Origin of the sequence: Anaerotruncus sp. AF02-27 (assembly GCF_003465835.1) — a bacterium.
Taxonomy (GTDB): Bacteria; Bacillota; Clostridia; order Oscillospirales; family Ruminococcaceae; genus Anaerotruncus; species Anaerotruncus rubiinfantis.
In genome coordinates this window covers 1-25,426 of the sequence record NZ_QSBX01000031.1, presented here as the reverse complement: position 1 = coordinate 25,426, position 25,426 = coordinate 1, and the positions used below count along the sequence as shown (strand labels likewise).

At 53.6% G+C, this 25,426-nt stretch carries 31 protein-coding genes and 1 pseudogene; all 32 read left to right on the top strand.

Annotation, left to right across the window (positions count from 1 at the left end; all coding sequences use genetic code 11):
* Positions 1-1,980, top strand: a 1,980-nt coding sequence (locus tag DWV16_RS16300; protein WP_243007353.1) for a virulence-associated E family protein, incomplete at its 5' end; no start/stop codon positions are given.
* A gap of 284 nt (positions 1,981-2,264) precedes the next feature.
* Positions 2,265-2,582, top strand: coding sequence for a VRR-NUC domain-containing protein (locus tag DWV16_RS16295; protein ID WP_118480362.1), 318 nt, complete (start codon positions 2,265-2,267; stop codon positions 2,580-2,582).
* A 67-nt stretch (positions 2,583-2,649) separates the two neighbouring features.
* A complete protein-coding gene (locus DWV16_RS16290) occupies positions 2,650-3,924 on the top strand; it encodes a DEAD/DEAH box helicase (protein WP_243007354.1) in 1,275 nt (424 codons plus the stop codon).
* Positions 3,925-4,012: 88 nt separating this feature from the next.
* Positions 4,013-4,147 carry a hypothetical protein gene (locus tag DWV16_RS19780; RefSeq protein WP_255420078.1) on the top strand — a complete coding sequence of 45 codons (135 nt, stop codon included), beginning with the start codon at positions 4,013-4,015 and terminating at the stop codon, positions 4,145-4,147.
* The gene (locus DWV16_RS16285) at positions 4,134-4,358 is read left to right on the top strand and encodes a hypothetical protein (RefSeq protein ID WP_118480360.1); all 225 of its coding nucleotides are present in this window, start codon (positions 4,134-4,136) and stop codon (positions 4,356-4,358) included. The genes DWV16_RS19780 and DWV16_RS16285 overlap by 14 nt, the downstream gene beginning before the upstream one ends.
* Positions 4,359-4,388: 30 nt before the next feature.
* Positions 4,389-4,820, top strand: a complete 432-nt coding sequence (locus DWV16_RS16280) for a hypothetical protein (protein ID WP_118480358.1) — start codon at positions 4,389-4,391, stop codon at positions 4,818-4,820.
* A 167-nt stretch (positions 4,821-4,987) separates the two neighbouring features.
* On the top strand, positions 4,988-5,521 hold the full coding sequence (locus DWV16_RS16275; protein ID WP_118480356.1) for a hypothetical protein: 534 nt from the start codon (positions 4,988-4,990) through the stop codon (positions 5,519-5,521).
* Positions 5,521-6,786, top strand: a complete 1,266-nt coding sequence (locus DWV16_RS16270; protein ID WP_118480354.1) for a terminase large subunit domain-containing protein — start codon at positions 5,521-5,523, stop codon at positions 6,784-6,786. Before DWV16_RS16275 ends, DWV16_RS16270 begins: the two co-directional genes overlap by 1 nt.
* Before the next feature lie 5 nt (positions 6,787-6,791).
* Entirely contained in the window at positions 6,792-8,255 is a 1,464-nt protein-coding gene (locus DWV16_RS16265) for a hypothetical protein (RefSeq protein ID WP_243007352.1), read from the top strand.
* Positions 8,255-8,986: a phage minor capsid protein gene (locus DWV16_RS16260; RefSeq protein WP_118480352.1), complete on the top strand. Its 732-nt coding sequence runs from the start codon at positions 8,255-8,257 to the stop codon at positions 8,984-8,986. Before DWV16_RS16265 ends, DWV16_RS16260 begins: the two co-directional genes overlap by 1 nt.
* A 63-nt stretch (positions 8,987-9,049) precedes the next feature.
* On the top strand, positions 9,050-9,868 hold the full coding sequence (locus DWV16_RS16255; protein WP_158572950.1) for an NUMOD3 domain-containing DNA-binding protein: 819 nt from the start codon (positions 9,050-9,052) through the stop codon (positions 9,866-9,868).
* A 116-nt stretch (positions 9,869-9,984) separates the two neighbouring features.
* Positions 9,985-10,659 (top strand): annotated as a pseudogene (locus DWV16_RS16250) (phage minor capsid protein); the annotation flags it as partial.
* Positions 10,622-10,930, top strand: coding sequence for a hypothetical protein (locus DWV16_RS16245; RefSeq protein ID WP_118480346.1), 309 nt, complete (start codon positions 10,622-10,624; stop codon positions 10,928-10,930). The pseudogene DWV16_RS16250 and the gene DWV16_RS16245, both read left to right, overlap by 38 nt.
* Before the next feature lie 169 nt (positions 10,931-11,099).
* Entirely contained in the window at positions 11,100-11,657 is a 558-nt protein-coding gene (locus DWV16_RS16240; protein WP_118480344.1) for a phage scaffolding protein, read from the top strand.
* Between the two features lie 13 nt (positions 11,658-11,670).
* Positions 11,671-12,654, top strand: a complete 984-nt coding sequence (locus tag DWV16_RS16235) for a major capsid protein (RefSeq protein WP_118480342.1) — start codon at positions 11,671-11,673, stop codon at positions 12,652-12,654.
* A gap of 1 nt (position 12,655) precedes the next feature.
* Positions 12,656-12,823: a hypothetical protein gene (locus DWV16_RS19160; RefSeq protein ID WP_158572949.1), complete on the top strand. Its 168-nt coding sequence runs from the start codon at positions 12,656-12,658 to the stop codon at positions 12,821-12,823.
* A gap of 12 nt (positions 12,824-12,835) precedes the next feature.
* A complete protein-coding gene (locus DWV16_RS16230) occupies positions 12,836-13,177 on the top strand; it encodes a hypothetical protein (protein ID WP_118480340.1) in 342 nt (113 codons plus the stop codon).
* Positions 13,177-13,620 (top strand): hypothetical protein, encoded by a 444-nt coding sequence (locus tag DWV16_RS16225; protein WP_118480338.1) that lies wholly within the window; start codon positions 13,177-13,179, stop codon positions 13,618-13,620. Before DWV16_RS16230 ends, DWV16_RS16225 begins: the two co-directional genes overlap by 1 nt.
* On the top strand, positions 13,617-13,964 hold the full coding sequence (locus DWV16_RS16220) for a minor capsid protein (protein ID WP_118480336.1): 348 nt from the start codon (positions 13,617-13,619) through the stop codon (positions 13,962-13,964). Before DWV16_RS16225 ends, DWV16_RS16220 begins: the two co-directional genes overlap by 4 nt.
* The gene (locus tag DWV16_RS16215) at positions 13,961-14,410 is read left to right on the top strand and encodes a hypothetical protein (protein WP_118480335.1); all 450 of its coding nucleotides are present in this window, start codon (positions 13,961-13,963) and stop codon (positions 14,408-14,410) included. Before DWV16_RS16220 ends, DWV16_RS16215 begins: the two co-directional genes overlap by 4 nt.
* Before the next feature lie 11 nt (positions 14,411-14,421).
* Positions 14,422-14,913 (top strand): phage tail tube protein, encoded by a 492-nt coding sequence (locus tag DWV16_RS16210; RefSeq protein ID WP_118480333.1) that lies wholly within the window; start codon positions 14,422-14,424, stop codon positions 14,911-14,913.
* Between the two features lie 3 nt (positions 14,914-14,916).
* Positions 14,917-15,294, top strand: coding sequence for a DUF6673 family protein (locus DWV16_RS16205; protein WP_118480331.1), 378 nt, complete (start codon positions 14,917-14,919; stop codon positions 15,292-15,294).
* On the top strand, positions 15,291-15,878 hold the full coding sequence (locus tag DWV16_RS16200) for a bacteriophage Gp15 family protein (RefSeq protein ID WP_118480329.1): 588 nt from the start codon (positions 15,291-15,293) through the stop codon (positions 15,876-15,878). Before DWV16_RS16205 ends, DWV16_RS16200 begins: the two co-directional genes overlap by 4 nt.
* A 184-nt stretch (positions 15,879-16,062) precedes the next feature.
* Positions 16,063-18,312 carry a phage tail tape measure protein gene (locus DWV16_RS16195; RefSeq protein WP_243007351.1) on the top strand — a complete coding sequence of 750 codons (2,250 nt, stop codon included), beginning with the start codon at positions 16,063-16,065 and terminating at the stop codon, positions 18,310-18,312.
* Positions 18,309-18,839 (top strand): phage tail domain-containing protein, encoded by a 531-nt coding sequence (locus DWV16_RS16190; RefSeq protein ID WP_118480325.1) that lies wholly within the window; start codon positions 18,309-18,311, stop codon positions 18,837-18,839. The genes DWV16_RS16195 and DWV16_RS16190 overlap by 4 nt, the downstream gene beginning before the upstream one ends.
* Position 18,840: 1 nt before the next feature.
* Positions 18,841-19,617, top strand: coding sequence for a hypothetical protein (locus DWV16_RS16185; RefSeq protein ID WP_118480323.1), 777 nt, complete (start codon positions 18,841-18,843; stop codon positions 19,615-19,617).
* Positions 19,617-20,324: a hypothetical protein gene (locus tag DWV16_RS16180; protein ID WP_118480321.1), complete on the top strand. Its 708-nt coding sequence runs from the start codon at positions 19,617-19,619 to the stop codon at positions 20,322-20,324. The genes DWV16_RS16185 and DWV16_RS16180 overlap by 1 nt, the downstream gene beginning before the upstream one ends.
* Complete coding sequence (locus DWV16_RS16175) at positions 20,325-22,070, top strand: phage tail protein (RefSeq protein WP_118480319.1); 1,746 nt, start codon at positions 20,325-20,327, stop codon at positions 22,068-22,070. It abuts the gene before it with no gap.
* Positions 22,071-22,084: 14 nt separating this feature from the next.
* Positions 22,085-23,095: a hypothetical protein gene (locus DWV16_RS16170; RefSeq protein ID WP_118480317.1), complete on the top strand. Its 1,011-nt coding sequence runs from the start codon at positions 22,085-22,087 to the stop codon at positions 23,093-23,095.
* Entirely contained in the window at positions 23,092-23,229 is a 138-nt protein-coding gene (locus tag DWV16_RS19155) for a hypothetical protein (RefSeq protein ID WP_158572948.1), read from the top strand. Before DWV16_RS16170 ends, DWV16_RS19155 begins: the two co-directional genes overlap by 4 nt.
* Before the next feature lie 72 nt (positions 23,230-23,301).
* On the top strand, positions 23,302-24,579 hold the full coding sequence (locus DWV16_RS16165) for a hypothetical protein (RefSeq protein ID WP_118480315.1): 1,278 nt from the start codon (positions 23,302-23,304) through the stop codon (positions 24,577-24,579).
* Positions 24,580-24,590: 11 nt separating this feature from the next.
* On the top strand, positions 24,591-25,426 hold an 836-nt coding region (locus DWV16_RS16160), incomplete at its 3' end, for a DUF6273 domain-containing protein (protein WP_243007350.1).

Here is a 25,426-nt window from a genome sequence, read left to right as displayed (position 1 = left end):
GAATCCGAGCCGCTTGCGAGGCGCATGGCGGCCTGCACCGGGATCGAATTGGCTGACCCGTCGACTTTCGAAGCGTCCCGCCTTATGTACTGGCCAAGCTGCTGCGCCGATGCGGAGTACATATTCACCTTCGCGGATAAACCTCTGCTTTCCGCCGACGGGCTACTTGCGCAGTACCGCGACTGGCGCGATATCACTGAGTGGCCGCAGGTTCCCGGGACCCAGCAGGCGCAGCAGCGCCTCGCTGCCCGGCAGGGAGATCCCACAACAAAGCCCGGCGTCGTGGGCGCGTTCTGCCGGGTATACAACGTTTATCGCGCAATGGACGAGCTGCTTCCCGGTATGTACGAACCGGTGGACGGTTCGCCGGATCGTTACACCTTCACCGGCGGCAGCACAACCGGTGGCGCAGTGGTCTACGATGGCGGCGGCTTCCTCTACTCCCACCACGCCACCGATCCCGCCGGCGGCAAGCTCTGCAACGCTTTCGACCTCGTGCGCCTGCACAAATTTGGAGACCGGGACGACGACGCGCAGCCTGGCACCCCGACCAACCGGTTGCCGTCCTATGCCGCGATGTGTGAGTTGGCCGTGTCCGACGCCGGCGTGGCGGCGCTCATCAACCGCGAGCGCTATGAGGACGCCGTGCGGGAGTTCGACGGCGTTGGCGCCGGCAATACCGGCGACGCAGCAAACTGGATGTCAAAGCTCGAAACCAACTCCCAGACCGGTGCGGCTGTCCGGACGATCGATAATGTCTGGATCATTTTGGAGAACGATCCGCTGCTGCGCGGGAAATTCGCGCTCAATGAGTTCGCCAACCGTGGCGAGGTCTTCGGGCAGCTCCCTTGGAGCAAGCAGGACACGCGCCGGTTCTGGGAGGACAACGACAACCAGGGAGCCTACTGGTACCTTGAAAAAGTCTACAAGATCACCGGCAAGGATAAAGTGGACGGAGCGCTTTCCCTGCACAGCAAAAATCACTCCTTCAACGAAATCAAAGATTACCTGACTGCGCTGTCGTGGGACGGCGTGCCGCGCCTGGATACTCTTTTTATTGATTACCTCGGGGCGATCGACGTCCCCTATATCCGCGCGGTTACCCGCAAAGCCTTCGTCGCAGCAGTCGCGCGTGCCATGACGCCGGGCATCAAATACGATACCATGACCGTGATCTCCGGCCCGCAGGGGATCGGAAAAAGCACCCTGTTTCGCAAGATGGGGCGCAGCTGGTTTACCGATGGGCTGCGAACCTTCGAAGGCAAGGAGCCAAGCGAAATGATTCAAGGCATCTGGATCATCGAGATAGGCGAGTTGGACGCGCTGCGTCGCACGGACATCAACCGGGTCAAACAGTTCCTCAGCCAGCAGGTAGATCGCTTCAGGGCCGCCTACGGCCGCCATGTGAAGGATTGCCCGCGCTGCTGCGTCTTCTTCGGCACATCAAATACGAGGGAGTATTTGCAGGACAAGACCGGAAACCGCCGGTTCTGGCCTGTGGACGCCGCTGTGGTGCCACCAAAGAAAAGTGTATTCAAAGACCTCGACGGCGAGGTCGGGCAAATTTGGGCGGAAGCTGTCGTGCGTTGGCGACTCGGAGAACCGCTCTATCTTTCAGGCGAGATCGAAGAATACGCCCAGCAGGAACAGGAGGAACACCGCGAACGGTCTCCACAGGAAGGCATCATCCGTGAATTCATTGAACAGCGGGTCCCGCGCGACTGGACGAGGTGGGATCTTGCCCGGAGAACGGCCTTCTGGAACGGCTCGGTGGCCGGAGATCTTGACCTCGTCGAGCGCGACAGGATATGTGCGCTAGAGGTTTGGTGCGAGGCGCTCGGGAACGATTTTCGGTACATCCGCAACAGCGACGCGGCAGAAATCAACAGTGTAATTTCTATGATTCCGGGATGGGAGCGGATGAAAAAAACCGCAAAATTCGGCTACTGCAAGACCCAGAGGGGTTTCGAAAAAAGGTAACAATCGATTGTTACCCCACATTTCGAAAAGTGACAAAGTAACAATCGTTTTTAGATTGTTACCGCAGATTGTTACCGTGTAAAACGGCTTGTGATGCTGGTTTTGAGGTAAAAAGTGACAAAGTAACAATCTTTTTATATAGATAGGTAGAAATAGAGGATTAGAGAAATAAATATGTCTCTAATATCTCTAAACGCCTGATTTTAGAAAAATATACGCGCGCCTGATGCGCGCACACGCACGCACGCGCGAGCAAGAAGCGTGCCAAAAAAGGAGTGAAACAGATGAAAGAGTCGGCAATCGAGGCCCGGCTGGTGAAGATGGTCAGGGAGCGCGGCGGGCTGTGCCCAAAGTTCGTAAGCCCGAACAACCCGGGCGTCCCAGACAGGATTGTAATTGCGCCGGGCGGCCGGGTAATCTTCGTAGAACTCAAAACCGATATTGGCCGGCTGGCGAATATCCAGAAATGGCAGATTGAAGAAATGCGAAAGCGCGGCGCGGATGTCCGCGTGCTGAAAGGGTTGGACGAAATCAAGGCGTTCGTGGAGGAGGTGATGCCCGATGAAGTTCATGCCCTATCCGTACCAGCAGTATTGCATTGACCGCATTATCTACAATCGTGCTGTCGGTCTGTTTTTAGACATGGGCCTCGGTTGAGGCAAGACAGTCATCACGCTGACTGCGATTGCGGATCTGCGGTACAACCGGTTTGCCATCCACCGGGTGCTGGTAGTGGCGCCGAAAAAGGTGGCCGAAGCCACCTGGTCGAAGGAGGCGGCGAAGTGGGATCACCTGAAGCTGCTGCGGATCTCGGCCGTGCTTGGCAGTGCGGCCCGGCGCATCCGGGCGTTGGCCACACCGGCCGATATTTACGTCATCAACCGGGAGAATGTACCATGGCTGGTGGATTACTACCGTAACGATTGGCCGTTTGACATGGTTGTGCTGGATGAATCCTCGAGCTTCAAAAACTGGCAGGCCAAACGTTTCAAGGCACTGAAGCTGGTGCGGCCTCGGATCTCCCGGCTGGTGGAACTGACCGGCACGCCGGCGCCGAACGGGCTGCTGGATCTGTGGGCCCAAGTCTTTCTGCTGGACGGCGGGCAGCGCCTCGGCCGGACGATTGGGCAATACCGGGAGCGGTTTTTCGATCCTGACCAGCGAAGCCGCACGCAGATTTATACCTACGCCCCGAAGGCCGGCGCCGACAACGCGATTCGGGCAGCGATCTCCGACATCTGCGTGAGCATGAAGGCCGAGGATTATCTGGAACTCCCGGATTGCCTTGACGAGGAAATCCCGGTGGCGCTGGACGAGCCAGCCCTGAAAGCTTACAAAAAGCTGGAACGGGAGCTGTTGCTTGAGATCGACGACAGCACGATCACCGCGGGGACGGCAGCAGTTCTGACCAACAAGCTGCTGCAGCTGTGCGACGGCGCGGTATACGACACGGCGGGACAGGCCACCGAGATCCACGGATGCAAGATTGAGGCGTTTATGGAGCTTGTTGAAATGCTGCATGGTGCACACGCGCTGGTATTTTATAACTTTCAGCATGACCGGCAGCGGCTTTTGACAGCGCTGCAGCAGTCCGGCCTGCGAGTGCGGGTTTACGGCGGCCCGGCGGATGATGAGGCATGGAACCGTGGGGAGGTTGATATCCTTCTGGCGCACCCCGCAAGCTGTGCCTACGGCCTTAATTTGCAGGATGGCGGGCACCACGTGATCTGGTTTGGGCTGACCTGGTCGCTGGAGCAGTACCAGCAGGCTAACAAGCGCCTGCACCGCCAGGGCCAACAACATCCGGTGATTATCCACCACCTGGTGGTGCAGGGCGGCGTTGACGAGGATGTTATGGCCGCGCTGCAATGCAAAGGCGACACACAGGAGACGTTGATGCAGGCCTTGAAAGCGAGAATTGAAAAGACGAAGGAGGAAAAATAGATGGAGCGGCTCCTTGGAGAAGTCAGAAAGGCAGAACGCAAGCACGAAAACAGAATTTATATACCGAAATCGCAAAAGGAGGCTGCCCATGATTAGCGCAACATCCGATATACTCTTCACCCTCTCCTGTTTTATCCTCGTTACTTTTACAGTCGGCGGGATGATCGTGGAGCTGATGGTCGAGAAAATCAAGGAATGGAGTAATAACAATGAAAATTATTGATAGTGAAACTGGAAAACTGTTTTTCCAAGGAAAAGATTGGACATCGTTCTTGGATGGAAGCCCTGCAATACATAAAGATACAGCCATCCCTCTGGCACAGCAGATCCATGATATGTTGATTGGGCGGGGTTTTACCTATATGCAATGCTGGCTTATTTTGCATCTTGTTATAACAACGCTTCGTCAAGAACGCGACACAAAAGCGCTTTAAGGGTACGAAATTAAAATATCAGGAGGAAGCATGACCAACCAAGAGAAAAAGGATTTTCTGAACCGCTACCGGGACAACGAACGGGAGATCCGCCGGCTGCGAAACGAGATCCAGCGTTGGAAGGACTCGGCCTACATAACGTCGGTAAAATATACCGGCGCCGGAGGGGGCACCGATGGGCAGGACAAGCTGCAGGTCAATGTGGAGCGTTTGGTTCGCCTGCAAAACCGCCTGACTGCGCAAATGAGGGCGCGAATTCAGCTGCGGGATGAGATCGAGGACGCGATCGAATCTGTACCGGACGACCGGCTGCAATTGCTGCTGCGGTATCGGTACATTGAGGGATGGCGACTTGAAAAAATCGCAGTAGAGTGGAATTACGATTACCGATGGGTTCGTCGACTCCACGGACGTGCGCTTGAAAAATTGACCCTCGAAAGCCCTCTATCATCTGTGCTATAGTGTAATTAGAAAAAATCGCTCACGAGAGATCGCGGGCGGTTTTTCTTTTACCGGATTTCTTCGAGATATGCCAATTGGGCACACCTCCTTTCTAACCCGCGCTGGCAGACCGCGGGCTGAATAGTCTGCCAACTTCCCCCCTATCATTTCGACAAGCAGGTGGTGATGTGGCAAAAATTGACTGGCTGGCGATACGCAACGAGTATATTAACACAAATATCAGCTATCGCAAGTTGGCTGAAAAATATAGCATTTCATTTCCGACTCTTCGTGATCGGGCGCGCAAAGAAAAGTGGACTGAACAAAGAAAATGTCAACGTGACAGAATCATCGCAAAGACGTCACAAAAAACCGCTGAAAAAATTGCTGACCAGGAAGCTTCCCGCATTGCCCGCTTACTTAGCCTTGCCGATCGGCTAGCCGACAAAATCGAGCAAGCTATCGAGGAAGCGGATAAATACACCGCAGAGGACAAGACCCGCATGACATCCGTCACGTATAATGCGCTCAATCAGCCGATCGTCACCATGAGCGCTGAGACGACAAAGCTAAAAATCCTGTCCGGCGCGATCGATAAAGGCGGCCTTAAAAAGATTTCCGCCGCCCTCAAGGATGTCCGCGGCATTCAGGCAACTGACACCAGTGCAGACACCCTGCAAAAGCTGGATGATGTGCTTGCGAAGATCGGAGGCAATCTCTGATGGGCGGCTTTTCGATAAAGCAACAGGATTTTCTTGACCATGCAACGCATCGTTGGAACATTAAAAGCGGCGCGACACGGTCCGGAAAGACCTATCTTGATTACTATGTTATCCCTCTGCGTATCCGCCGCTTGGCAGGCAAAGAGGGGTTGACACTGATTCTCGGCAACACCAAGGGAACATTGCAGCGCAATATCATTGAACCGCTTCAAGCCATCTGGGGAACTGGTCTTGTCAGCGACATCCGCAGTGACAACACCGCAATCCTGTTTGGTGAAAAGTGCTACTGCCTAGGAGCCGACAAGGTTAACCAGGTCAATCGCATTCGCGGTATGTCTGTAAAATATTGCTATGGCGACGAAGTTGTCACCTGGCATCCGGATGTATTTGAGATGCTAAAAAGCCGTATGGACAAAGAATACAGCTGCTTTGACGGCACATGTAATCCGGAAGGACCGAATCACTGGTTTAAATCCTTTTTGGAAAGCGACGCAGACATCTATCAGCAGCAATACACGATCTATGATAACCCATACCTCCCCGCAGAAGTGATCGCCAACTTGGAACGGGAGTACACTGGTACCGTCTTTTTTGATCGTTACATCCGCGGGCTTTGGGTGGCAGCTGAAGGCCTTATCTATCGCCAATTCGCGGATAATCCCACCCGCTGGATCAAGCGCTTTCCCGGCAAAATGGAGCGGGACAAATATCTTGCAGATGTGGATTTTGTCAGCGTGGGCGTGGACTTCGGCGGAAACCGCTCCCTTACCACCTTCGTTGCAACGGCTGTACACCGCGGCTATTCAAAGCTCACTGTGCTGCAGGATCACCATATCGCGGGCGGCAAAGGCGAGATAGACGCCGACCGGGTCAACCGCGAATTCATCGCCTTTGTCCGCCGGTTGCAGAATGACTTCCCTTCCCTGCGGATCAAATATTGCTTTGCGGATTCTGAGGCGCAGTATCTCATCAACGGCTTGCGCAAGGCGATCCGCGCGGCCGGTCTCCCCTTGCAGATTGGCGACAGCGCCAAATATGAGATTGTGCAGCGCATTATCTGCACGACCACATTACTCAACCAAAACCGGCTGTTTTTGCTGGACGGATGCGATCTGGTCAAAGGCGGGCTTGAGAGCGCCGTTTGGGACGCAGACCATCCTGACAAGGATATCCGTCTTGATAACTTTTCTACCGACATCGATATTCTCGATGCGTTTGAATATTCCTGGGAGCGCTTCATGAAAAAGCTGATCCCGGACAGATAAGCGAGGTGATTCCCATCGATATTTCAGCGGTCATCAACTGGCTCAACAATGAGCGAGGCATGGATCTATCTGATTCTTACTACGCACAAATTCAAATATGGGAGCAGTGGTGGCGCGGATACTACAAGCCCTTTCACTGTTTCAGGGAAACGCAGGGCACGCGGATCATTGAGCGAAAGCTCTATACCCTCAAGATGGCCAAAAAGGTCTGCGAAGACTGGGCCAGTATTTTGCTAAACGACAAAACCGAGATCGTTGTGGACGATAAGCAAAGTTCGGCGTTTCTCCAAGGGGAGGACGGCACCGGCGGCGTGTTTCGACAGGTGAATTTCTGGCTCAAGGGAAACGAACTGATTGAAAAAGCGTTTTACAGCGGCTCTGGTGCGTTTGTGCTCAAATTGGATGGGATGCCACTGCGAGGCGAAGAGATTGTTTCGGATCAAGCCGCGCGGATTCGCTTGGAGTATCTGCCGGGGAGTTGCATTATCCCGCTCACGATCCGCGGAGGCGCTATCGTAGAAGCTGCTTTCGCTTCCCGGGTGATCGAAAAAGGCATCCCATATATTTACCTCGAAGCGCACGAACTGGACGACGATGGCCAGTATGTGATTAAAAACTATTATTTCAAGACAAAGGATCAGATGCTTGAACGGCAAAAGCTCCCGGAAGGGGTAGCAGAAACCTTCTTTACACGATCGCCCACCCCCTTCTTTTCGATCGTAACGCCCAACATTGTCAATAACATTGCGAACAACAACGGCCTGGGCATCAGCGTATTTGCCAATGCCCTGGACAACCTGATGGGCGTGGATCTCGCATATAACAATTTCTGCCGCGACTTCTATCTTGGCGGAAAAAAGGTATTTTATAACAAATCCCTTGTCCAGTCCGCCCGGGATGATAATGGAAACATGGTATCTGTTGCTCCCGACGATGTGATGCAGCAATTGTTCCTACAGATGGGCGAAGATGATAATCTGGACGTTGACGCGCTTATCCACGAGTTCAACCCCTCCCTGCGGGTGGTCGAAAACAAAGACGGCGTGCAGGCGCAGCTTGACTATCTCTCCTTTAAGTGCGGGCTGGGTACCAAGCACTACCAGTTCAACGCCGGCAGCGTGGTTACAGCTACTCAGTACATGGGGGACAAGCAGGAACTCGTGCAAAATGCCAGCAAGCATTACATCGTAGTCGAATCCGCTTTACAGCAGATCGTTCGAGCACTCCTATGGGCAGGAAAAACATTCTTGGGCGCACCGGTCAACCCAGACGCAAACATCACAGTCAACTTTTCGGACAGCTATCTCATCGATGACGACACGAAACGGGCACAGGACAAGGAAGATATTCGCGACGGTATCATGCAAAAATGGGAATATCGGGTCAAGTGGTACGGAGAGGATGAGCTTACCGCAAAAGCGATGGCAGGTAATGATGACGGGCTTCATTTTGGGGACGGTGACGGCTGATGCTGACTCCGAACCAATTGCAGGCGCTCCCCGATTCGCTGGTCGCGCTGTATGAGCAGCTCGAAAGTGAGATCATCGCCGACATGGCGCGACGGATCACAAAGGCCGAATACCTCACGGACACCACCACATGGCAGTCTTTCAAGGCGCAGGAACTGAAAGCCACCCGCGCGGAGATCATCCGGAAGCTCTCGCGCACCACTGGAAAGAGTGAACAGGAACTCAAAAAAATGTTTGAGGACGCCGGCGCCGCAGCCTTGGCGTATGACGATGAAATCTACAAAGCGGCCGGGCTTTCCCCGGTTCCGCTGGCTAGGTCGAAAGCGCTGCAAGCCGCATTGGCGGCAGGACTAAAAAATACCAAGGGCGAGCTGCGAAACCTGACCCGGACAACGGCCAATACCGCATCCAAACAGTTTGAGGATGCTCTGGATGCCGTTTACATGCGGATTATGTCCGGGGCGTTCTCCCAGCAGGACGCGATCCGACGGGCAGTTAAACAACTGGGATCTGAGGGGATGCAATCCATTCGGTACCCATCCGGGCACACCGACCACCTGGACGTGGCGGTCCGGCGGGCGGTGCTCACCGGCGTCAGCCAGGCGGTCGGCAGGCTCCAGCTCACCCGAGCGGATGAAATGGGCTGCGACCTGGTGCAGACAACCTCGCACATGGGCGCCCGGCCAGAGCATGCAGTGTGGCAGGGACGGGTTTTCAGGCGTAGTAAATAATTATCTAAGTGGATAGAATTGTCATTATTGTTACTTTGTGTTATACTAACTTGGGTGATGATAATGAGGCAGTTCACTGTTTATATGCACATTAACAAATTAAATGGGAAAATTTATGTTGGTATGACTTCCCAGCCTTTATCCAGGCGGTTTCGTCGAGGTGAAGGATATCGAAAAAACATATACTTTTATAGAGCTATTTGTAAAATTGGATGGGACAATTTCGAGCACAGAATCATTGCGCAAAATTTATCACAATTGAAAGCCGAAGAATTAGAAAAATCTTTAATTTCAAAATATCAAACAACAGATCCTTCTCATGGGTACAATATTACAGACGGTGGAGATGGACTGAATGGTTATATCCCTACATTGGCACTTAAAAAGCTACGTTCGCTCCAAAACGCCGGAGAAAGAAACCCGTTTTATGGAAAACACCATACTCCCGAAACTCGTGCAAAATTATCGGCTATTAATAAAACGAAAATGGCAGGGACGGAGAATCCATTTTATGGGAAAAAGCACAATGAACAAACTAAGGAAAAAATCAGACAATACCGACTTGGCAAAACAATGCCCCAAGAGGTCCGGCAAAGAATTAGCCTTTCTACAACGGGAGCAAAAAACCACTTCTATGGCATGTCCCATTCTGTAGAGCAAAGAAAAAAGTGGAGTCAAAAACGTACTGGCGCAGGCAATCCGATGGCAAGGGCAGTAGATCAATATGATTTATCCGGAAATTATTTAAAAACATATTCTACAGCAAAAGAAGCTGGTGACATATTGGGTATCGAAAATACCAATATAACAAGATGCTGTAAAAAAGAGCGCAAAACTGCAGGAAACTTTATTTGGAGATATCATGAAGAATGTCACATCTGAGATGTCCATTTAGAGGGGGTGATCACATAGCTGTAAAAGAATATCCCGACTTCGTGTCTTCAACAGGATTTGGTACGGGTAAAGGACTTTGCGGCTGGTAGAGGAACTGTCATCACAGCTTCTACCCTTTCTTTGAGGGGTTGTCCGCTGATACATACACCCGATACGACACCGAAGAGAACCGGAAAGCTTATGAACAGTCCCAGCAGCAACGAGCCTATGAGCGGGCTATCCGTCAATCGAAGCGTGAACTTGCCGCCTTGGATTCCGCGATAAAGGCCGCGCCCAACGACACTACGCGTGCAGCGCTCGAAGCGGAATTTCAGCGCAGCGCCTCTATTCTGCACCGCCGGAAAGATCGCATGGAGGCTTTTCTGCGGGATACCGGAAGGACGCGGCACACCGACCGCGAGCAGGTGCTTGGATTTGGCCGCAGCCAGAGCGGAAAAGCGGTCTGGTCAGCAAAAAAGGCGTTGGATACGCCGCTGAAAAATGGTATTATAAAAACTGATAAACAGTTTGGTAAGAAAATCGGAAAACATGCGGCAGACTTCGGCCTTGACCCAGCTAACGCGATGGATCGACAAAAAATCAGCCGTATCATTGATGATATTATAATTGGACACACGGAAAAGGTCTCCGGTTCCTGGCGAGGCCAGCAGGGTGACGTCGATTTTTATATCAAGGCAAAGGATGTTGTGGTTGCCAGAAAAACGGGGGAATTCATCACGATCCTGAAAGGGGGCGTTGATAATGCGCGGGTTAAAGACGCAAGAAGGAAAAAAGTTTGAACATTTCTGGGAGTTGGTGCAAACTGAGGCGCAAAAACTTGATTGCGTGTTTTTTCTGGATTGCGGAGAAGGTCGGGAAATCCACCGTGACAGCATGGATGGCGAAGATCTTTCCGGCTGGCTGATTCCGCTATCAGACGCAGATATATTCGAAAGCGCCTGGAAGGATGCAGATAAGATTCCTTTGGAGGATAAATGGGCATCACGGATCCGTTTTGCAATATGGTCTGAAGATGCGCAGGGCATCCATATAGCATTTCAAGAATTTTAAATAGGATTGAGCACGCCAATCAGCGTGCTTTTTTCATTTTAGATAACCAGGCTCGCAGTGATGCGGGCTTTTGTTATGCCAAAATATAGACCGATCCGATGTCGCGAAACTACGGACCCGCAGGTGGAGCGCCCCACGAGAAAAAAGCGAGGCGGTGAAAGGAGTTCGTATGGAAAGAAAATTTTTGGAAGAACTGAAACTCGACAAGGAGACCATCGACAAAATTCTGGACGAAAACAGCCGGGATATCGGCAAAGCCAAGGGTGACCTTGAAACCAAAGCCAAGGAACTCGAAACAGCTAACAGCACCATCAAAGAGCTTCGTGAGACAGTCAAAAAGTTTGACGGGAAAGACCCGGATAAACTGCAGAACGATCTCAGTGAGCTCCAAAAAAAGTATGACGCTGATATTGCCAAAACCAAGCTCAACGCGGCGCTGGATCTCGCGCTGATAACCAACAAGGCTAAAAATGCAAAGGCGGTCAAGGGTCTGCTGAACCTGGAAAGCATCAAGCTGGACGGGGAGAAGCTTGCCGGACTCGACGACCAGCTCAAGAAGCTGCGTGAATCGGACGGATACCTGTTTGAACAGGAAACGAACCCTGGCGCCGGAAAAAACGATCCTCCGCCGAAAGTAAGCAGCGGCGCAGCACACGGAACCGGTGCGGGAGAATCTTCTCCGGGCACTTTGCTTGGTGCGCTGCAGGAACACTACAACACAAAGTAAAGGAGAATGATCTATGCCTATTACCCTTGCAGAAGCAAAAGTCGGTATGGCCGACAAGGTCGATCAGCTGGTGGTGGATGAGTTCCGCCGCAATTCCCTGCTGCTCGATACACTCACATTTGATGACTGCGTATCCCCCGGTACTGGCGGCAGCACCATGACCTACGGATATACACGTCTGAAAACTCCGGCGACCGCCGCCTTCCGCGCCCTTAACAGCGAATACACCGCGCAGGAGGCCAAGCGCGAAAAAGCCACAGCAGACCTCAAGATTTTCGGTGGATCGGCGCAGCTTGACCGCGTACTTCAGAACACCTCCGGCGCCGTCAACGAGATGGATTTCCAGCTGAAGCAGAAGGTCCTCGGCGCACGCAATCTGTTCCACTACAAGGTCATCAACGGCGACGCCACCACCCACACCGATGAGTTTGACGGGCTCGACGTGATGCTGACCGGTTCTTCCACCGAGTTTAATACCACTACAGCGATCGATCTGTCCACCTCGGCACAGCTGGACTCTAATTATCAGACTTTCCTCGATATGCTGGATGAGTTCCTCTCGGCGTTCGACGGAAAGCCCGGCATGCTGATGGGCAACTCTAAATTGATCACCAAGATCAAAGCGGTTGCTCGCCGGGCCGGATACCTCACCCGTTCCGAGGATGCGTTCGGCCGTCCTGTCACCGGTTACGACGGAATCCCGCTGGTCGATCTCGGACAGTACTATAACGGAACCACTTCTGTGGATTGTGTTGATATCTATCAGACCGGCGAAGCGAGCAGCGCTGTGACCGGTCTCACAGATCTGTATGCCGCGAGTTTCGCCCTGGACGGCTTCCACGGCGTTTCCCCCGCGGGCGGTAAGATTATCAAGAGCTATCTGCCGGATCTTTCGCAGCCCGGCGCGGTCAAAAAAATCGAAGTCGAGATGGTTGCCGCTGTCGTGCTGAAAAACAGCCGTAAAGCCGGCGTCTTCCGCAAGATCAAGGTGCAGTAAGATGGCCAAATACACCATAACCTTTTCCGCGCGGCCGGATTTCACCGGCATTTACCTGACGGTGCCGTTCGCCGCCGGGAAGGGCGAAACGAATGATCCCTATCTGGCCGGGCGTTTTCGCGAGAAAGGTCTGGTGGTCACCGAAAAGAAAGCATCTGCGAAAAAGTAAGGAGGGCCTGCCGTGGCTTATATCGATTACACCTACTATACCGAAATATTCGGCGGGGAGCCGGTCCCCGAGGAGGAATTTCCGGCTCTGGCACGGCAGGCCTCCGATATCATCGACGCCCTGTCGATTAGCTCCCCTGACGCAGAAAGTGAGCTGGTGAAGCAGGCCGCATGCTACCAGGTGGAGTATCTCTACCAGTCAGGCGGGATCATCGGTTCTGCTGTAAGCGAAAGCCTGGGAAGCTATTCCATCAGCCGCGAAGCTCTGAGCATTCGGAATATTGGTGGGATTCCAGTCTCCCCGCTGTGCGTTGCAAAATTGGACGCCGCGGGGCTTCGAGCGAGGTGGATCTGATGAACCGTCTCTGTGGGCAAACCGTTACGCTGTACAACCATGTCGGAGAGGTCGACCGCAAGGCAACATATCTCGCAACCGTTCTGCGCCGCGTATACTTCGAGAGTGTGCGCGGCAAGAGTCGCCGCACTTCCGGCGATGCTGCGAACGACAGCATGCTGCTCTGTATCTTCGACGATACCGTTATCGCGGAAAGTCCAGCCGGTCAAGCCAAGACCTATCTGCCCTACCGGCAATGGATTCCGTTGACGCCGGGAGAGAAGGCCGCTTTCTGGACGCTTTCGCCGGATGACTGGATTGCCGAAGGATCCGTTGACTACGCCATTCCCGACGGAACGATCTCCGAACTGGAAAAGCAGCATCCGTGCTGCAGAATCAAATCGATTGACCGCTTCGCGCAGGGCAACCGCCGGATGTGGCACTGGGAGGTGTCCGGAGCATGACGAATGCGCGGTTAATTATTAACACGCAGCGAATCTCACGGTTTGGAATGCAATTTTCCGAAGCTCAAAAGTGGCTTGACAATGAGGTGCTAAAGGATTGTGACCCCTACGTACCAATGGATTCGGGAAATCTGCGCACCAGCGGCATCCGCGGCACTAGGCTCGGAAGTGGTCGAATCGTCTACAACGCGCCCTATGCCGCACGACAGTATTACCGCCATCCGGGCAAATCCACCGATAAACATCCCCAGGCGTGTATGCAGTGGTTTGAAAAGGCAAAAGCGGTTCACAAGGACCGCTGGGTCAAAACAGCCAAAAAAATTGCGGGAGGCGGTGCAAAATGAGCGGTGTTTCCTTGTCCGAAAATCAGCAGGTCGTTACCCTGCTGCTCGAATATCTCAACAGCCTGCCTTCCCTGCCGGCGCCGATCCTGCTCGAACAGTTCAGTGACGAGTTTCCCGCATTGATGCTGCAGCAGCTATCCGGAACGGTGAAGATCAAGCAGGATATCCTGGGCGGCTACACCGCCCAATTTCCATTTGCGATCTATGCCCGTGTCGTGGGCAATGATACCGCGTCCCGGATTCTCGCAACCGGGACGCTCAACAATATCGGGCGGGAACTGGAACAGTGCACATTGTCATCGGCGCTCCCTGTACTTGGCGCCGATCGTGAGGCAACCCGGATTGAACTGCGCTCCTTCCCGAACATCATTTCAGCCAACGAGGACGGCACGGAGGATTACCAGGCAGTCTTTATGCTCGAATACACGCAAAAAGCAATTCTATAGGAGGAATGAAAATGGCTCTTGTAATGCGTCATGAATTTCTGGCGTATATGAATACTACGCCCGCTGGGGAATCCCCGACCTATGCGCTGATGGGCGACGGTTTTTCAGAAGCAAACGAACAGCTCAACCCCACCCAAAAAGACACGCACTATATCCACCAGCGGTCCGGCACCTCTAGCATCACTGGGTATGCGCCGACAATGGCCTTCGTGGCCGAACGTGAGAACGCGGATCCCGTGATCCAGTTCATCTGCGAGATCGGCGAGTTGCGCAAGACCGGCTCCGACTGCGTCACCGATGTGATTCTCGTGGATACCTGGGACACTACTGCCGGAAAACAGAAGGCATATAAACAGCAGGTCGCCATCAAGGCGGATGCTGTGCGGGGCGGCAATGCGGGCGAATCTCTGGCGGTCACCGGTTCTCTGCTTTATCGCGGCGACGCTGTTGAGGGTGAATGGGATCCGGCCACCAAGGCCTTTACCGCAAAGGAAGGGGCTTAACCTATGGTCAAAAAATTTGAATTCGGCTCATCCCGGCTTGATCTCGACATTGCCGGAAACACCTTTTCCATCAGCGTCGCCGATGCAGGTCTGGCTGAGCGGCTCTCGCGTTTTGGGGAGGAGGCGATAGAGCGCTCTCAAAACATCCGGGAATCGGAGGACGTTGCGCGGCAGCTTGCGGAAGCCTGTGATTTCTGCGACCGGACGCTTGACGGCGTGCTGGGCGGCGGCGCGAGCGAAAAGATTTTTTCCGGCCGCGAAAAGGATCTCTTTGAACGGATCGAGGTCATGAATTTCCTGATCGATGAGATTAACGCCTTCCGAGCGGAACGCTTGCAGAAGTATTCACCCAACCGGGCGGCGCGGCGTGTAAAGAAGTGAACCTTCTGGTTGACGATCTGCCGTATACTGTCGAGGTGGCTGGGACATACCTGCAAATTAATACGGATTTTCGCATTGGCGTCCTGTTTGAACTGTTGATGCAGGATTCGGAGTTCACTGAGCAGGAAAAACTGTATCAGGCGATCCAGCTCTACTTCCCTGTTTCCCCCCGCAACCTCCCGGCGGCGGCAGACGCGCTGCTCTGGTTTTATCGCTGCGGGAAGGATCCGCCGAACCTGGCTTCTGGCGGCAGCGGATCGGCAGCTAAACGGATCTATTCCTTTGAGCATGACGACACGCTGATTTACGCCGCCTTCCGAAGCCAGTATGGGATTGATCTTACATCTGCAAATCTGCACTGGTGGCAGTTCCGTGCGATGTTCTCCGCCCTGACCGATGAGAATGAGTTCGTCAAGGTCATGGGATACCGGGCAGTCGAGATCACCTCGGATATGACGCCTTCCCGGCGTCAGTTCTATGCCCGCATGAAGGTCCTGCACAAGCTTCCGGACAACCGCACGGATGAAGAGAAGTCCCGGACGTTCGCCGGTGTGCTTGCTGGAGGATTGCGTATTGGAAGATAAAAGGCAATGGGTGATATGCCCACACTGCGGTTATAAAATGCCTCTGACATACAGCGAAAAGGCGGTGTGCAGAGGCGTTTTTGTTATTTGCAAAGGCAGAAACTGCCGCAAAGAATTTGAAATTAAAATCCCCGTCAAGTAGTGCCTGAGAGCCGATGACGAGCCATACAAGGTGGTGAGATCATTGGCACAGGCTGACGGCAGCATAATTATCGATTCTAAGCTTGACAGTAGCGGACTGGAGTCCGGTCTGAAAAAGCTCGGTTCGGTCGGCAGCGCCGCTCTGAAAGGCACTGCTGTAGCAATCGGCGCAGTGGGCGCGGCTTTGGGTGCCGCCGGAGCGGCTGCCATAAAGGTAGGCAGCGACTTTGAAGCTGGTATGTCCAAGGTGGCGGCAATCTCCGGCGCGGCCGGAGACGAGCTGGAAACCCTCTCCGACAAAGCAAAGGAAATGGGCGCTAAGACCAAATTCAGCGCCACCGAGGCCGCATCCGCATTCGAATATATGGCAATGGCGGGCTGGAAAACCACCGACATGCTTGGCGGCATTGAAGGGATTATGAATCTTGCGGCCGCCTCCGGCGAAGACCTAGCCGCAGTATCCGACATTGTAACCGATGCGTTGACCGCTTTCGGGCTTTCCGCTCAAGACAGCGGCCATTTCGCGGATGTGTTGGCGCAGGCCAGCTCCAATGCAAACACAAACGTCGGGCTCATGGGCGCCACATTCAAGTATGTAGCCCCAGTTGCTGGCGCGATGGGTTACAGTATCGAGGACACCGCGGTAGCGATCGGGCTGATGGCCAATGCGGGCATCAAGGGCGAACAGGCTGGAACCGCGCTGCGTGCGATGTTTACCCGGCTTGTGAAGCCGCCCAAAGACGCTGCCGACGCTCTGGACGCACTTGGAATCAGCGCCGCAAATTCTGATGGATCCATGCGGCCGTTAAGCGATCTACTGGGCGAACTTCGAGAGAAATTATCCGGCCTCACGGACGAAGAAAAAGCCAGTTATGCCGCAGGCATCGCCGGACAGGAAGCGATGAGCGGGCTGCTGGCCATCGTAGGTGCCAGCGAAGCAGATTTTGAAAAACTCACAGCGGCAGTCAACGGCGCGGATGGCGCAGCCTTGCGCATGGCGGAAACCATGCAGGACAATCTGCAAGGCCAGATCACCATCCTAAAAAGCGGCTTGGAAGGATTGGGGATTGCATTCTATGAGAGTGTTCAGGATCCCCTGCGTGATGTTGCGAAGTCCGCTACAAAATATGTTGACCAGATTGCAAAGGCCTTTAAACGAGGCGGCATAGCTGCAGCAGTAGAATCCCTTGGCGGCATCTTTGCGGAGGTGGCCGTCAAGGCCGCGCAGAGCGCCCCGCAGTTCATCGACACCGCCGTACAGGTCATCCAAGCATTCGTAACCGGAATCCGGGACAATCTTCCCCAGCTGGCTGAGGCTGCTATCGGGATTATCACCTCTCTTGTAACTGGGATCCTTGAATTACTCCCGTCTATCCTGGAAACAGGGGTCGAATTGATCGCTCAGCTGGCGCTCGGGATTGCGCAGGCACTTCCCGAATTGATTCCTGCCGCGGTTGACGCCATCCTCACGTTGGCGGAAAGCCTGATTGACAACATCGATCTCTTAATCGACGCCGCCCTGCAGCTCATGATCGGTCTGTCAAACGGCCTGATCGACGCCTTGCCACAGCTATTGGAAAAGGCGCCCGAAATCATCCAGAAGCTCTGTGATGCTCTAATCGATAATTTTCCATTGGTGGTGACCACGGCATACCAGGTGATTCTCACGCTGGCGACGGCGCTCATCAACAACATCCCGCAGATCATCCAGGCCTCGATGAAGATTATGGCTTCCCTGGCCTCCGGCCTGCTTCAATTCATTGGGAATGTCATCCAGAGCGCCCTGCAAATTGGTCAAAAGATTCGCGACACCTTCCTGTCGATCAACTGGCTACAGCTCGGCAAGGACATCATTATGGGCATCGCGGACGGGGTCAAAAATTACGCCATAAAATTGGCCAACGCCGTGAAAGATGCCGCAAAAGCGGCCATTGACGGCGCAAAGGATTTTCTCGGAATCCATTCTCCTTCTACCCGCTTCCGGGACGAAATCGGGAAGCCCATGATGCAGGGCATCGGCGTGGGCTTTGAAGATCAGGCCGCACAGGTGTTCTCCAAAATGCAGGCAACGCTGGATTTCGAGACCTCCCGCGCAGCGGAAAAGATTGCCGTCCCAGCAGCCTTCGCCGCGTCTTCCGGCGCACCACAGAAGGTGACCAACGAAAACGGCGTCACGGTCTATGTGGAGTACCAGGGCACTGGCGATACAACTGCCGACGCCAAGAAGATCGGGCGCGAAATCGGGCGTGAAGCTCAGAAAGATATGCGCAGAAGGGGGCTTGTTCCAACATGACCGGTAGTAGTTTCCAGTTCGGCAACCACAACAGCGCGGACGATTGGGGCATCCGGGTGATCGCCCACGACTTCCTTTTCCCGCCCAAGCGAGCGCGAAAAGTTGCGATTCCACACCGCGACGGGATGTATGACTTCGGCGCGCAGAACTTTGAGGAACGCACGCTGCGCCTCTCCTGTACGCTCGAACGCAAGATCACCCGCGCCGCGCTGCGTGAAATCGTCTATCTCCTCTGCCAGAAAAAACAAATCCGGCTCTGGAACGAACCGGACAAATACTATATCGGGGAGCTCTACGATCCCGACGAGATTCTCGACTACCCGATGGAGGTTGAGCGGGAATTCGAACTGAACTTCATCTGCGAGCCGTTCGCCTATATGGATGCGGTTGACGCTCCAGTGAGCTCGGGACACAATGCCGTTCCTTACCGGGGCACGGCGAATGCCCCCTGTGTTATTACCCTGCACAATCCCAATTCCTACGCAATCACCAACGTCACGATCACCGCGATCAAAAGGAGGATTTAATTTGTACGCATGCAATGCACTTGAAACCAAATTTCTCAACATCATGCGGGGCGTGACGCTCACCGCGCCGAGCGCCCTGTATATAGGGCTCTATTTGAGCAACCCCGGTGAAACCGGCGAGGGGGTAGAAATCACCTATACAGGGTATGAGCGACAACCCATCACCTTCTCGGCGCCGGCCGCCGAAAGCGGTGGGCTGGGGGTGAAAAATGATACCGAAATTTCGTTTGCGATGGCGCAGGCCGACGCCGGCACCGTGACGCATATCGGAATTTCCGACAGCAAGATTGGCGGTGAAATGCTGCTCTACGGCAAACTGACCGACGATCTGGTCGTGTCCGCTTCCGAGATGCCGGTTATTCTCGCCGGTGAAATTGTCTACTACCTCACCGGCAACCTGTCGAACGCCTACAAAACCAAATTCCTGAATATTTTGCGCGGCCAGAGCATCACGGGCTGCACCCCACACCTGACACTCTGGTCGGGCAACCCGGAGGGCGGCGGCAGCGAACTGGCTGGTGCCAACTATGCCCGCGTTCCGGTGGCCTTTTCTGCGCCGGCAGAGGCGGAGAGCGGCCAGATGATGAGTCAGAACTCCGCCGCGGTCATCTTCAACCGTCCCACTACCCCCTGGGGCTTATGGAGCTACACCGCGTTTTATGATGCAGTTACCGGCGGAGAGCCGGTCTGGGTGCAAGAAAAACTCCCCGCCAAAGAGATCAAGCGCGGCTATATGCCGAAGGTCGACGCGGGAGATATCAAGGTGGCGATTAACTGATGTTTGGCGGAGCGTTTGGACATATCCGATTCGGACTGCGGTCCGGGACAAGCCAGGATATCCAGTTCCGGCTCTATCTATCCGAAGTGTTCGGCGGGCTTGCAACCATCGGCAAGGATATGCCGGTGATTACCGGGGCGGTTTATTTTTCGGAACGGCTGAATGGCTCCGCCGTCGCGTCGATCGGCATTCCGTTCGGCATGGACTTACATGCAGAGCTGATGTCGCGCGTCGCGGCAAATGCCGATATCCTCATCTGTGTGAGCATGGAGGAACAACTTGGCGGCAGATTTTATGCCGCTAAGGATATATGCCCGAGTTTCAGCTTGAACGAATCCCTAAATGGCAGTTTCTATGCGGCCAAAGACATGCGCGTTGCATTTCTTTTTGAAGATGGGCTGCTGGGCGTCACGGGCGTGGTCAAAGATTTCCTGCACGCATCAAGGCTTGCCGAAACGGTCGGATGTACAGTGGTCACCTCTATTCTCGACCGGGAAACTACTGTAATAACTGTCACGATCCCCGCCGGCGGCACCCTCACTATCGACAGCGAGAATTTTGAGGTCTATCTGGATGGGCAATCCATCCTGCACCTGCAGGGCGGCGATTGGATCAGGCTGAATCGTGAGCTGGTGGACTTCATCGTTGACACCGGCACCGGCGGACAGCTTGATGGGACCGTTCTTTATCGAGAGAGGTATCTGTAAATGCTTGAGCTTTTTGACCGTCAGCGGATGCGGATTAAAATTTTGCAGAACGTCTGCAACGTCACCGAAGAGCAACCGATCAACGCCTTATGGCATCTATCTTTTGCCCTTCCCTATGACGATCCAAAGAATGCCGCGTGCCAGCCGTTCCGGTATGTCAGATACAATGGCGGCGAACTCTATCGTATTTTGCCGCAAGAATCCGAGGTCGACGACACCGGCCTTATTACCTACTCTTGTGAGCACGTTCTCGCTACACTGCTCGATCGGGTCATGTTCGGCTGGCGGCAGGTCGGGAATCTTGGTACCTATACCGCCGATGTCATCAACTACCTGCTGGATCAGCAGCTTGAACGCAATTGGGTGCTGTCGGAATGCGACTTTTCGCGGCAGTTTGAATACGGCTGGGAGCAGGAAAACCTTCTTGCAGCTCTGTTCAGTGTGCCAAAGCCCTTTACCGAAAACTACATCTGGCACACCGACACCAGCACATATCCTTGGAAGCTCAGTCTCAAGCGACTGGATGAAAACCAGCCTCCACAGCTTTATGTGCGGCGCTCAAAGAACCTGCTGCAGATGCGGCGAAGCTCCGACCCGCAGAACATCTGCACCCGGCTCTATCCGCTGGGGTACGGAGAGGGAGTGAACCAGCTCTCCATCGCGCAGATTAATGGCGGTATCCCATATCTCGAAAGCCCGCCGGAGGTTGTAGCACAATATGGGATCATTGAGCGTGTTTGGATCGATCGCCGGTATGAGAACGCGGAAAGCCTAAAGGCCGCGGCGCAGGCAATGCTTAGCGAGCTGCAGCAACCACAGGTTGAATATGAAATTGAATTCGCAGAGCTGCAGGGCGGAGAATTAGATCGGGCGGAAACCGGTAAAATCGTCGAGATCATCGACCCGGAAACCGGTGTGCGGGAGAAAACCTATATCACCGACCTGCAGATCGATTATGAGGACGTCAAGAATTCCACCCTTACCGTTGCAAACCGGCTGCAGGACATCGCCTCCACCGTCGCGGATCTCGCGGACAGGCAGCGGATTGAAATGACCTATTCGCAGGGTGCGACGCAGCTCTATTCTCAAGCGTTACAGGGCAATGCAGATGCGAACAACGGAACTGTCATGGATTTCTATATCCCCGCTGAGATGCGGGTCATCAACAAGGTTATGGCGAAGGTTCGCATGGGTGCCTTTCGTGCTTACTCCAAGGCCACTGAGGGCGGCGGCGCCACGGCGACCACCACTTCCTCCGGCGGCGGAACCAGCACCTCCACCAGCAGCGGCGGCGGCAGATCCAGCACAACCGGCCAAAGCGGCAGCAAAACCGTTTTGGAGGACACCAGCCCGCCGAGCAGCGAAAGCGCAACGCGGCACGTCCACAATTTCTGGCTACCAAAGCATGAACATGATGTCAGCATCCCATCCCACCGTCACGATTTTGAAGTGGACGATCATACACACAGCATTACGCTCCCGGCACACGATCACGAGATTGCACCTGGCATTTATTTTTTCGGAAACCCTCAGTCTTTTGCACTGCTGGTAAATGGTACGCAAAAGGCTGTTTTTAATGCTACGACCGCCGAGATTGACCTCACTCCATTCTTGGTGGGCAGTGACGGTCTGATCCCACGCGGCAGCTGGCAGAATGTCGAAATCCGTCCAAATGATCTTGCCTACATCACAATCGATATGTATGTACAAGGCTTCGTCCAGAGCCGCGGCGATAACGTTGTTTAAAGGAGGTTTTTCTCTTGCTCAAAACCATGTATCCGGCCATGCCGTTTTCCCCGCAGGCGCTCTTGACGCAGGCAATCGGCGCGGCCGACACTATCATCCCGGTGGATAATATCGATGCTTTTCCGGCTGCGCCGAATCTGGCAGTCATAGGAACGGATGAAAATGCCGAAACCATCTGTTATGCAGCAAAGACTGATAGCGCATTGAGCGGATGTGTGCGTGGCGTGGAAGGCACTGCGAAGGAATGGCAGGCGGGTGAAGTCATCGCCCGAAATTTTACGGCTGCGGATTTTGATGCTGTCCGGCAGAATATTGAAGGATTAGACCAGGGCAAAGCAGATAAGGTTGCGAACGCCACGGCAGGCAATCTCGCGGGCCTGGATGCAGATGGTAATCCCACTAACAGCGGAAAGAAGCCGGATGACTTCGCGGACAAAGTGCATAGTCACACCAGCTATGCCCTGAAAGCTCCCTCCCCCACTGCTGGAAACCTCGCCACGTTAGATGCAAACGGAAATCCTGTGGATAGTGGGAAGGTACCGGATGACTACGTACTGGCAGAAGCCGGCAAGGGCCTGTCCACGAACGACTACACCACCGCCGAAAAGGAAAAGCTCGCGGGGATTGCAGAGAACGCGAACAACTATGTCCATCCGGCCACGCACAGTGCGCAGATGATTGACGAGACAGATACGAGGAAGTTTGTCACGCCCGATGAAAAAGCGGCGTGGAATGGCAAAGCTGACCCGTCCGACCTCATCACCATAACCCTCCCCGTGGCATCCTGGGTCAAGGACAGCACCCGCGAGATGTGGACGCAGGCGGTAACGCATAGCTCCATTGTGAACGATGTGCGCATTGGGATCAGCGTGGACGACGACACACAGCTTGCCCTTATGGACGCGGGCGTAACCTTACGGATTGACAACAACAATGGAACCGCGACGGCAAAAGCCTTTGGAGCGATCCCGGAGAGTAACATCACGGTGCAGCTGACCTTAACGCCGGTGGAGGTGGTAGCGTGATCTACGGCGATGAGCTAGGCGCAGGCGGGATCAGTACAAAGACGATCCCACCGCAGGGGCTTAACCTGACGCTCAAGGGCGGCAACGGCAAGAGCTACTGCACCTGTACGGGGATCTCCGCGCAATGGCTATAGCTCGGGCAGTATTACCGGCTCATTGCAAAACCCGGCAGTGCGCCAACCTCCCCAATGGATGGCGTACAGGTCGTGGACGTGCAGGTCGGGGCAATCGGGGATGCGGTTATCTCCTCGAGCATCGAGGGGCTTACCAATGGGGTGCAGTATTATGTGCGGTTATATGTCCGGGGTGATAACGGCTGGCAAACCAGCGTGGATGCGGTGGGGACGGCTACGCCGCAAGCGTTTGTTATCTATGGGGTACGGATCGATCAAGGAAATTCAGACCCGGAATCAGCGGTTGTTTATACAGATGATTGCACCGGATTTGCCCCATCGAGGGGAAATAACGGTAATTTCCAGACGGGAAGTTGGAACGACGCGACCGATCCCATTTTCAGCAGGATTCGCCCATGTCTTTTTAAGGATGGCGCGGTAGTTGGGTATCTCAACCCGAATAATTTCGCGCAGTTCGAGGACGGAACAGCGGCAGACATCACCAGCGGCAACGCGGGCGACGTGATGATTGAAATTCCGCGCATAGCTTATGCGATGTACAAAGAGGGGAATTATCAGTATGTCAAGATTACTGATGATCCAAACGCGCCGTCATCGGATGCAAAATGGTGTTTTAATGCGCACACCAGAAGCATTCAGGGAGATCGTGACTATCTTTACGTCGGCGCGTATGAAGGGTATGTCATATCTAACAAATTGAGAAGTTTAAGCGGGAAGGCACCGACAACAGGGGGTAATCTTACCATTACACAAGCAAATGCAAATAATATGGGTGCTGGCTACGATCCCTTGTCGTTTTATCCCCTTACTTTGATCCAGGCTTTATACTTAATTCGGTATAAAAACCTCAGTTGTTCTGCTGGGTTGGGATTGGGAACCACCAATATGGACATAAGGGTAAACACGGGATCGAACGATTCCAGAGGAATGAACTATGGAAACAGTGTAAATACAGAAAAAATTAAATTTATGGGTCTTGAGGGAATTTGGGGCAATATTGGCCTTTGGATCGCTGGTTTGATGGTGAGGCAATTAAAAATTTATACCGCATTTACGAACTTTAATGTTACCGGGTCGGGTTATACACAGATCAGCACTTTTCCCCAAAATAGGTCAGGATATCTTAAAACAATCATTGGTAATAACGCACATGGATTCATAAACGAAGACGTTGGAGGATCTGAGGTCACATATTACTGCTGCTATTCCAGCTTATACCAGAGTGGGTCTTACAGATACTTCCTTAGAATGGGGGGATATGGAGACAACGTTAGTCTCTTTGGCATGTTAACGATCTATGCGGAAGATAATAACAGCAATAGACCCGGAGGACGTTTAATGTACCTGTAAGGAGGTGCACCATGTCAGACATAAAAGGCAAGTCCCTATCCTTTGGCGGGATTAACACCCGCGACCTTGCGCCGCAGGTGGAAAACCTCACGCTCAAAGGCGGGGACGGCAAAATAGACGCAACCTTTAGCACGGTGGATGCGGCATACGGATCACTGGTCAAATACTACGTCGTGACCGCCAACACCCACATGCCCAGCGGCCCATCGGACGGCGTGTCGGTCATGGTAATGCCGGGGGCGGGGACGCTATCGTGTGTCCTGTCGGGACTTACAAATGGCGTAGTCCATCATGTGCGGGTATTTATCCGGTGTACCTACGGCTGGCAGACAAGCCCTATGGCCTATGGGGTGTGCACGCCAATGGCGGGGATTGCGATTAGCACCTTGGCAGTGGGGTCGGAGGTCAAGCTCAACCTTGGCGGAGTGCCATATAATCATTTGATCGTGCATCAGGGGAACCCGGATACAACACTATATGACACAAGCTGTAACGGGGCTTGGTTGCTGATAAAAGATATTTATAATCAGATCGCCTGGACCACAAATGAAAAAGGCGATTACTCGCTTACAACAAGCTTATCTTATTTAAATACAACGTATTTTGGACTGTTTGATCCGAATATTCAGACCAGCATTAAACAAATAAAAATTCCGTATGTCGCTGGTAATGCTAAGCCCGGTGTAGTTAAATTTGGTGAAGAAGGCGTATCGTGTAAGCTATTTTGGTTGTCGGCAATCGAAGTTGGATTTAACTATAATTCGACAGACCCTATGAGAGATGGCGCAAAATTAGATTACTTTGACTTGACGGGAAATAGTGTAGGAAACGCAAAAAGAATAGGACT

Bases quoted from the DNA above. Each gene is read 5' to 3' on its own strand.
- DWV16_RS16220 (WP_118480336.1), top strand. From the start codon at position 13,617: ATGACGAATGCGCGGTTAATTATTAACACGCAGCGAATCTCACGGTTT.
- DWV16_RS16190 (WP_118480325.1), top strand. From the start codon at position 18,309: ATGACCGGTAGTAGTTTCCAGTTCGGCAACCACAACAGCGCGGACGAT.
- DWV16_RS16210 (WP_118480333.1), top strand. From the start codon at position 14,422: ATGGCTCTTGTAATGCGTCATGAATTTCTGGCGTATATGAATACTACG.
- DWV16_RS16295 (WP_118480362.1), top strand. From the start codon at position 2,265: ATGAAAGAGTCGGCAATCGAGGCCCGGCTGGTGAAGATGGTCAGGGAG.
- DWV16_RS16215 (WP_118480335.1), top strand. From the start codon at position 13,961: ATGAGCGGTGTTTCCTTGTCCGAAAATCAGCAGGTCGTTACCCTGCTG.
- DWV16_RS19160 (WP_158572949.1), top strand. From the start codon at position 12,656: ATGGCCAAATACACCATAACCTTTTCCGCGCGGCCGGATTTCACCGGC.
- DWV16_RS16270 (WP_118480354.1), top strand. From the start codon at position 5,521: ATGGGCGGCTTTTCGATAAAGCAACAGGATTTTCTTGACCATGCAACG.
- DWV16_RS16175 (WP_118480319.1), top strand. From the start codon at position 20,325: ATGCTTGAGCTTTTTGACCGTCAGCGGATGCGGATTAAAATTTTGCAG.
- DWV16_RS16280 (WP_118480358.1), top strand. From the start codon at position 4,389: ATGACCAACCAAGAGAAAAAGGATTTTCTGAACCGCTACCGGGACAAC.
- DWV16_RS16225 (WP_118480338.1), top strand. From the start codon at position 13,177: ATGAACCGTCTCTGTGGGCAAACCGTTACGCTGTACAACCATGTCGGA.
- DWV16_RS16245 (WP_118480346.1), top strand. From the start codon at position 10,622: ATGCGCGGGTTAAAGACGCAAGAAGGAAAAAAGTTTGAACATTTCTGG.
- DWV16_RS16255 (WP_158572950.1), top strand. From the start codon at position 9,050: ATGAGGCAGTTCACTGTTTATATGCACATTAACAAATTAAATGGGAAA.
- DWV16_RS16235 (WP_118480342.1), top strand. From the start codon at position 11,671: ATGCCTATTACCCTTGCAGAAGCAAAAGTCGGTATGGCCGACAAGGTC.
- DWV16_RS16260 (WP_118480352.1), top strand. From the start codon at position 8,255: ATGCTGACTCCGAACCAATTGCAGGCGCTCCCCGATTCGCTGGTCGCG.
- DWV16_RS16285 (WP_118480360.1), top strand. From the start codon at position 4,134: ATGAAAATTATTGATAGTGAAACTGGAAAACTGTTTTTCCAAGGAAAA.
- DWV16_RS16180 (WP_118480321.1), top strand. From the start codon at position 19,617: ATGTTTGGCGGAGCGTTTGGACATATCCGATTCGGACTGCGGTCCGGG.
- DWV16_RS16205 (WP_118480331.1), top strand. From the start codon at position 14,917: ATGGTCAAAAAATTTGAATTCGGCTCATCCCGGCTTGATCTCGACATT.
- DWV16_RS16240 (WP_118480344.1), top strand. From the start codon at position 11,100: ATGGAAAGAAAATTTTTGGAAGAACTGAAACTCGACAAGGAGACCATC.
- DWV16_RS19780 (WP_255420078.1), top strand. From the start codon at position 4,013: ATGATTAGCGCAACATCCGATATACTCTTCACCCTCTCCTGTTTTATC.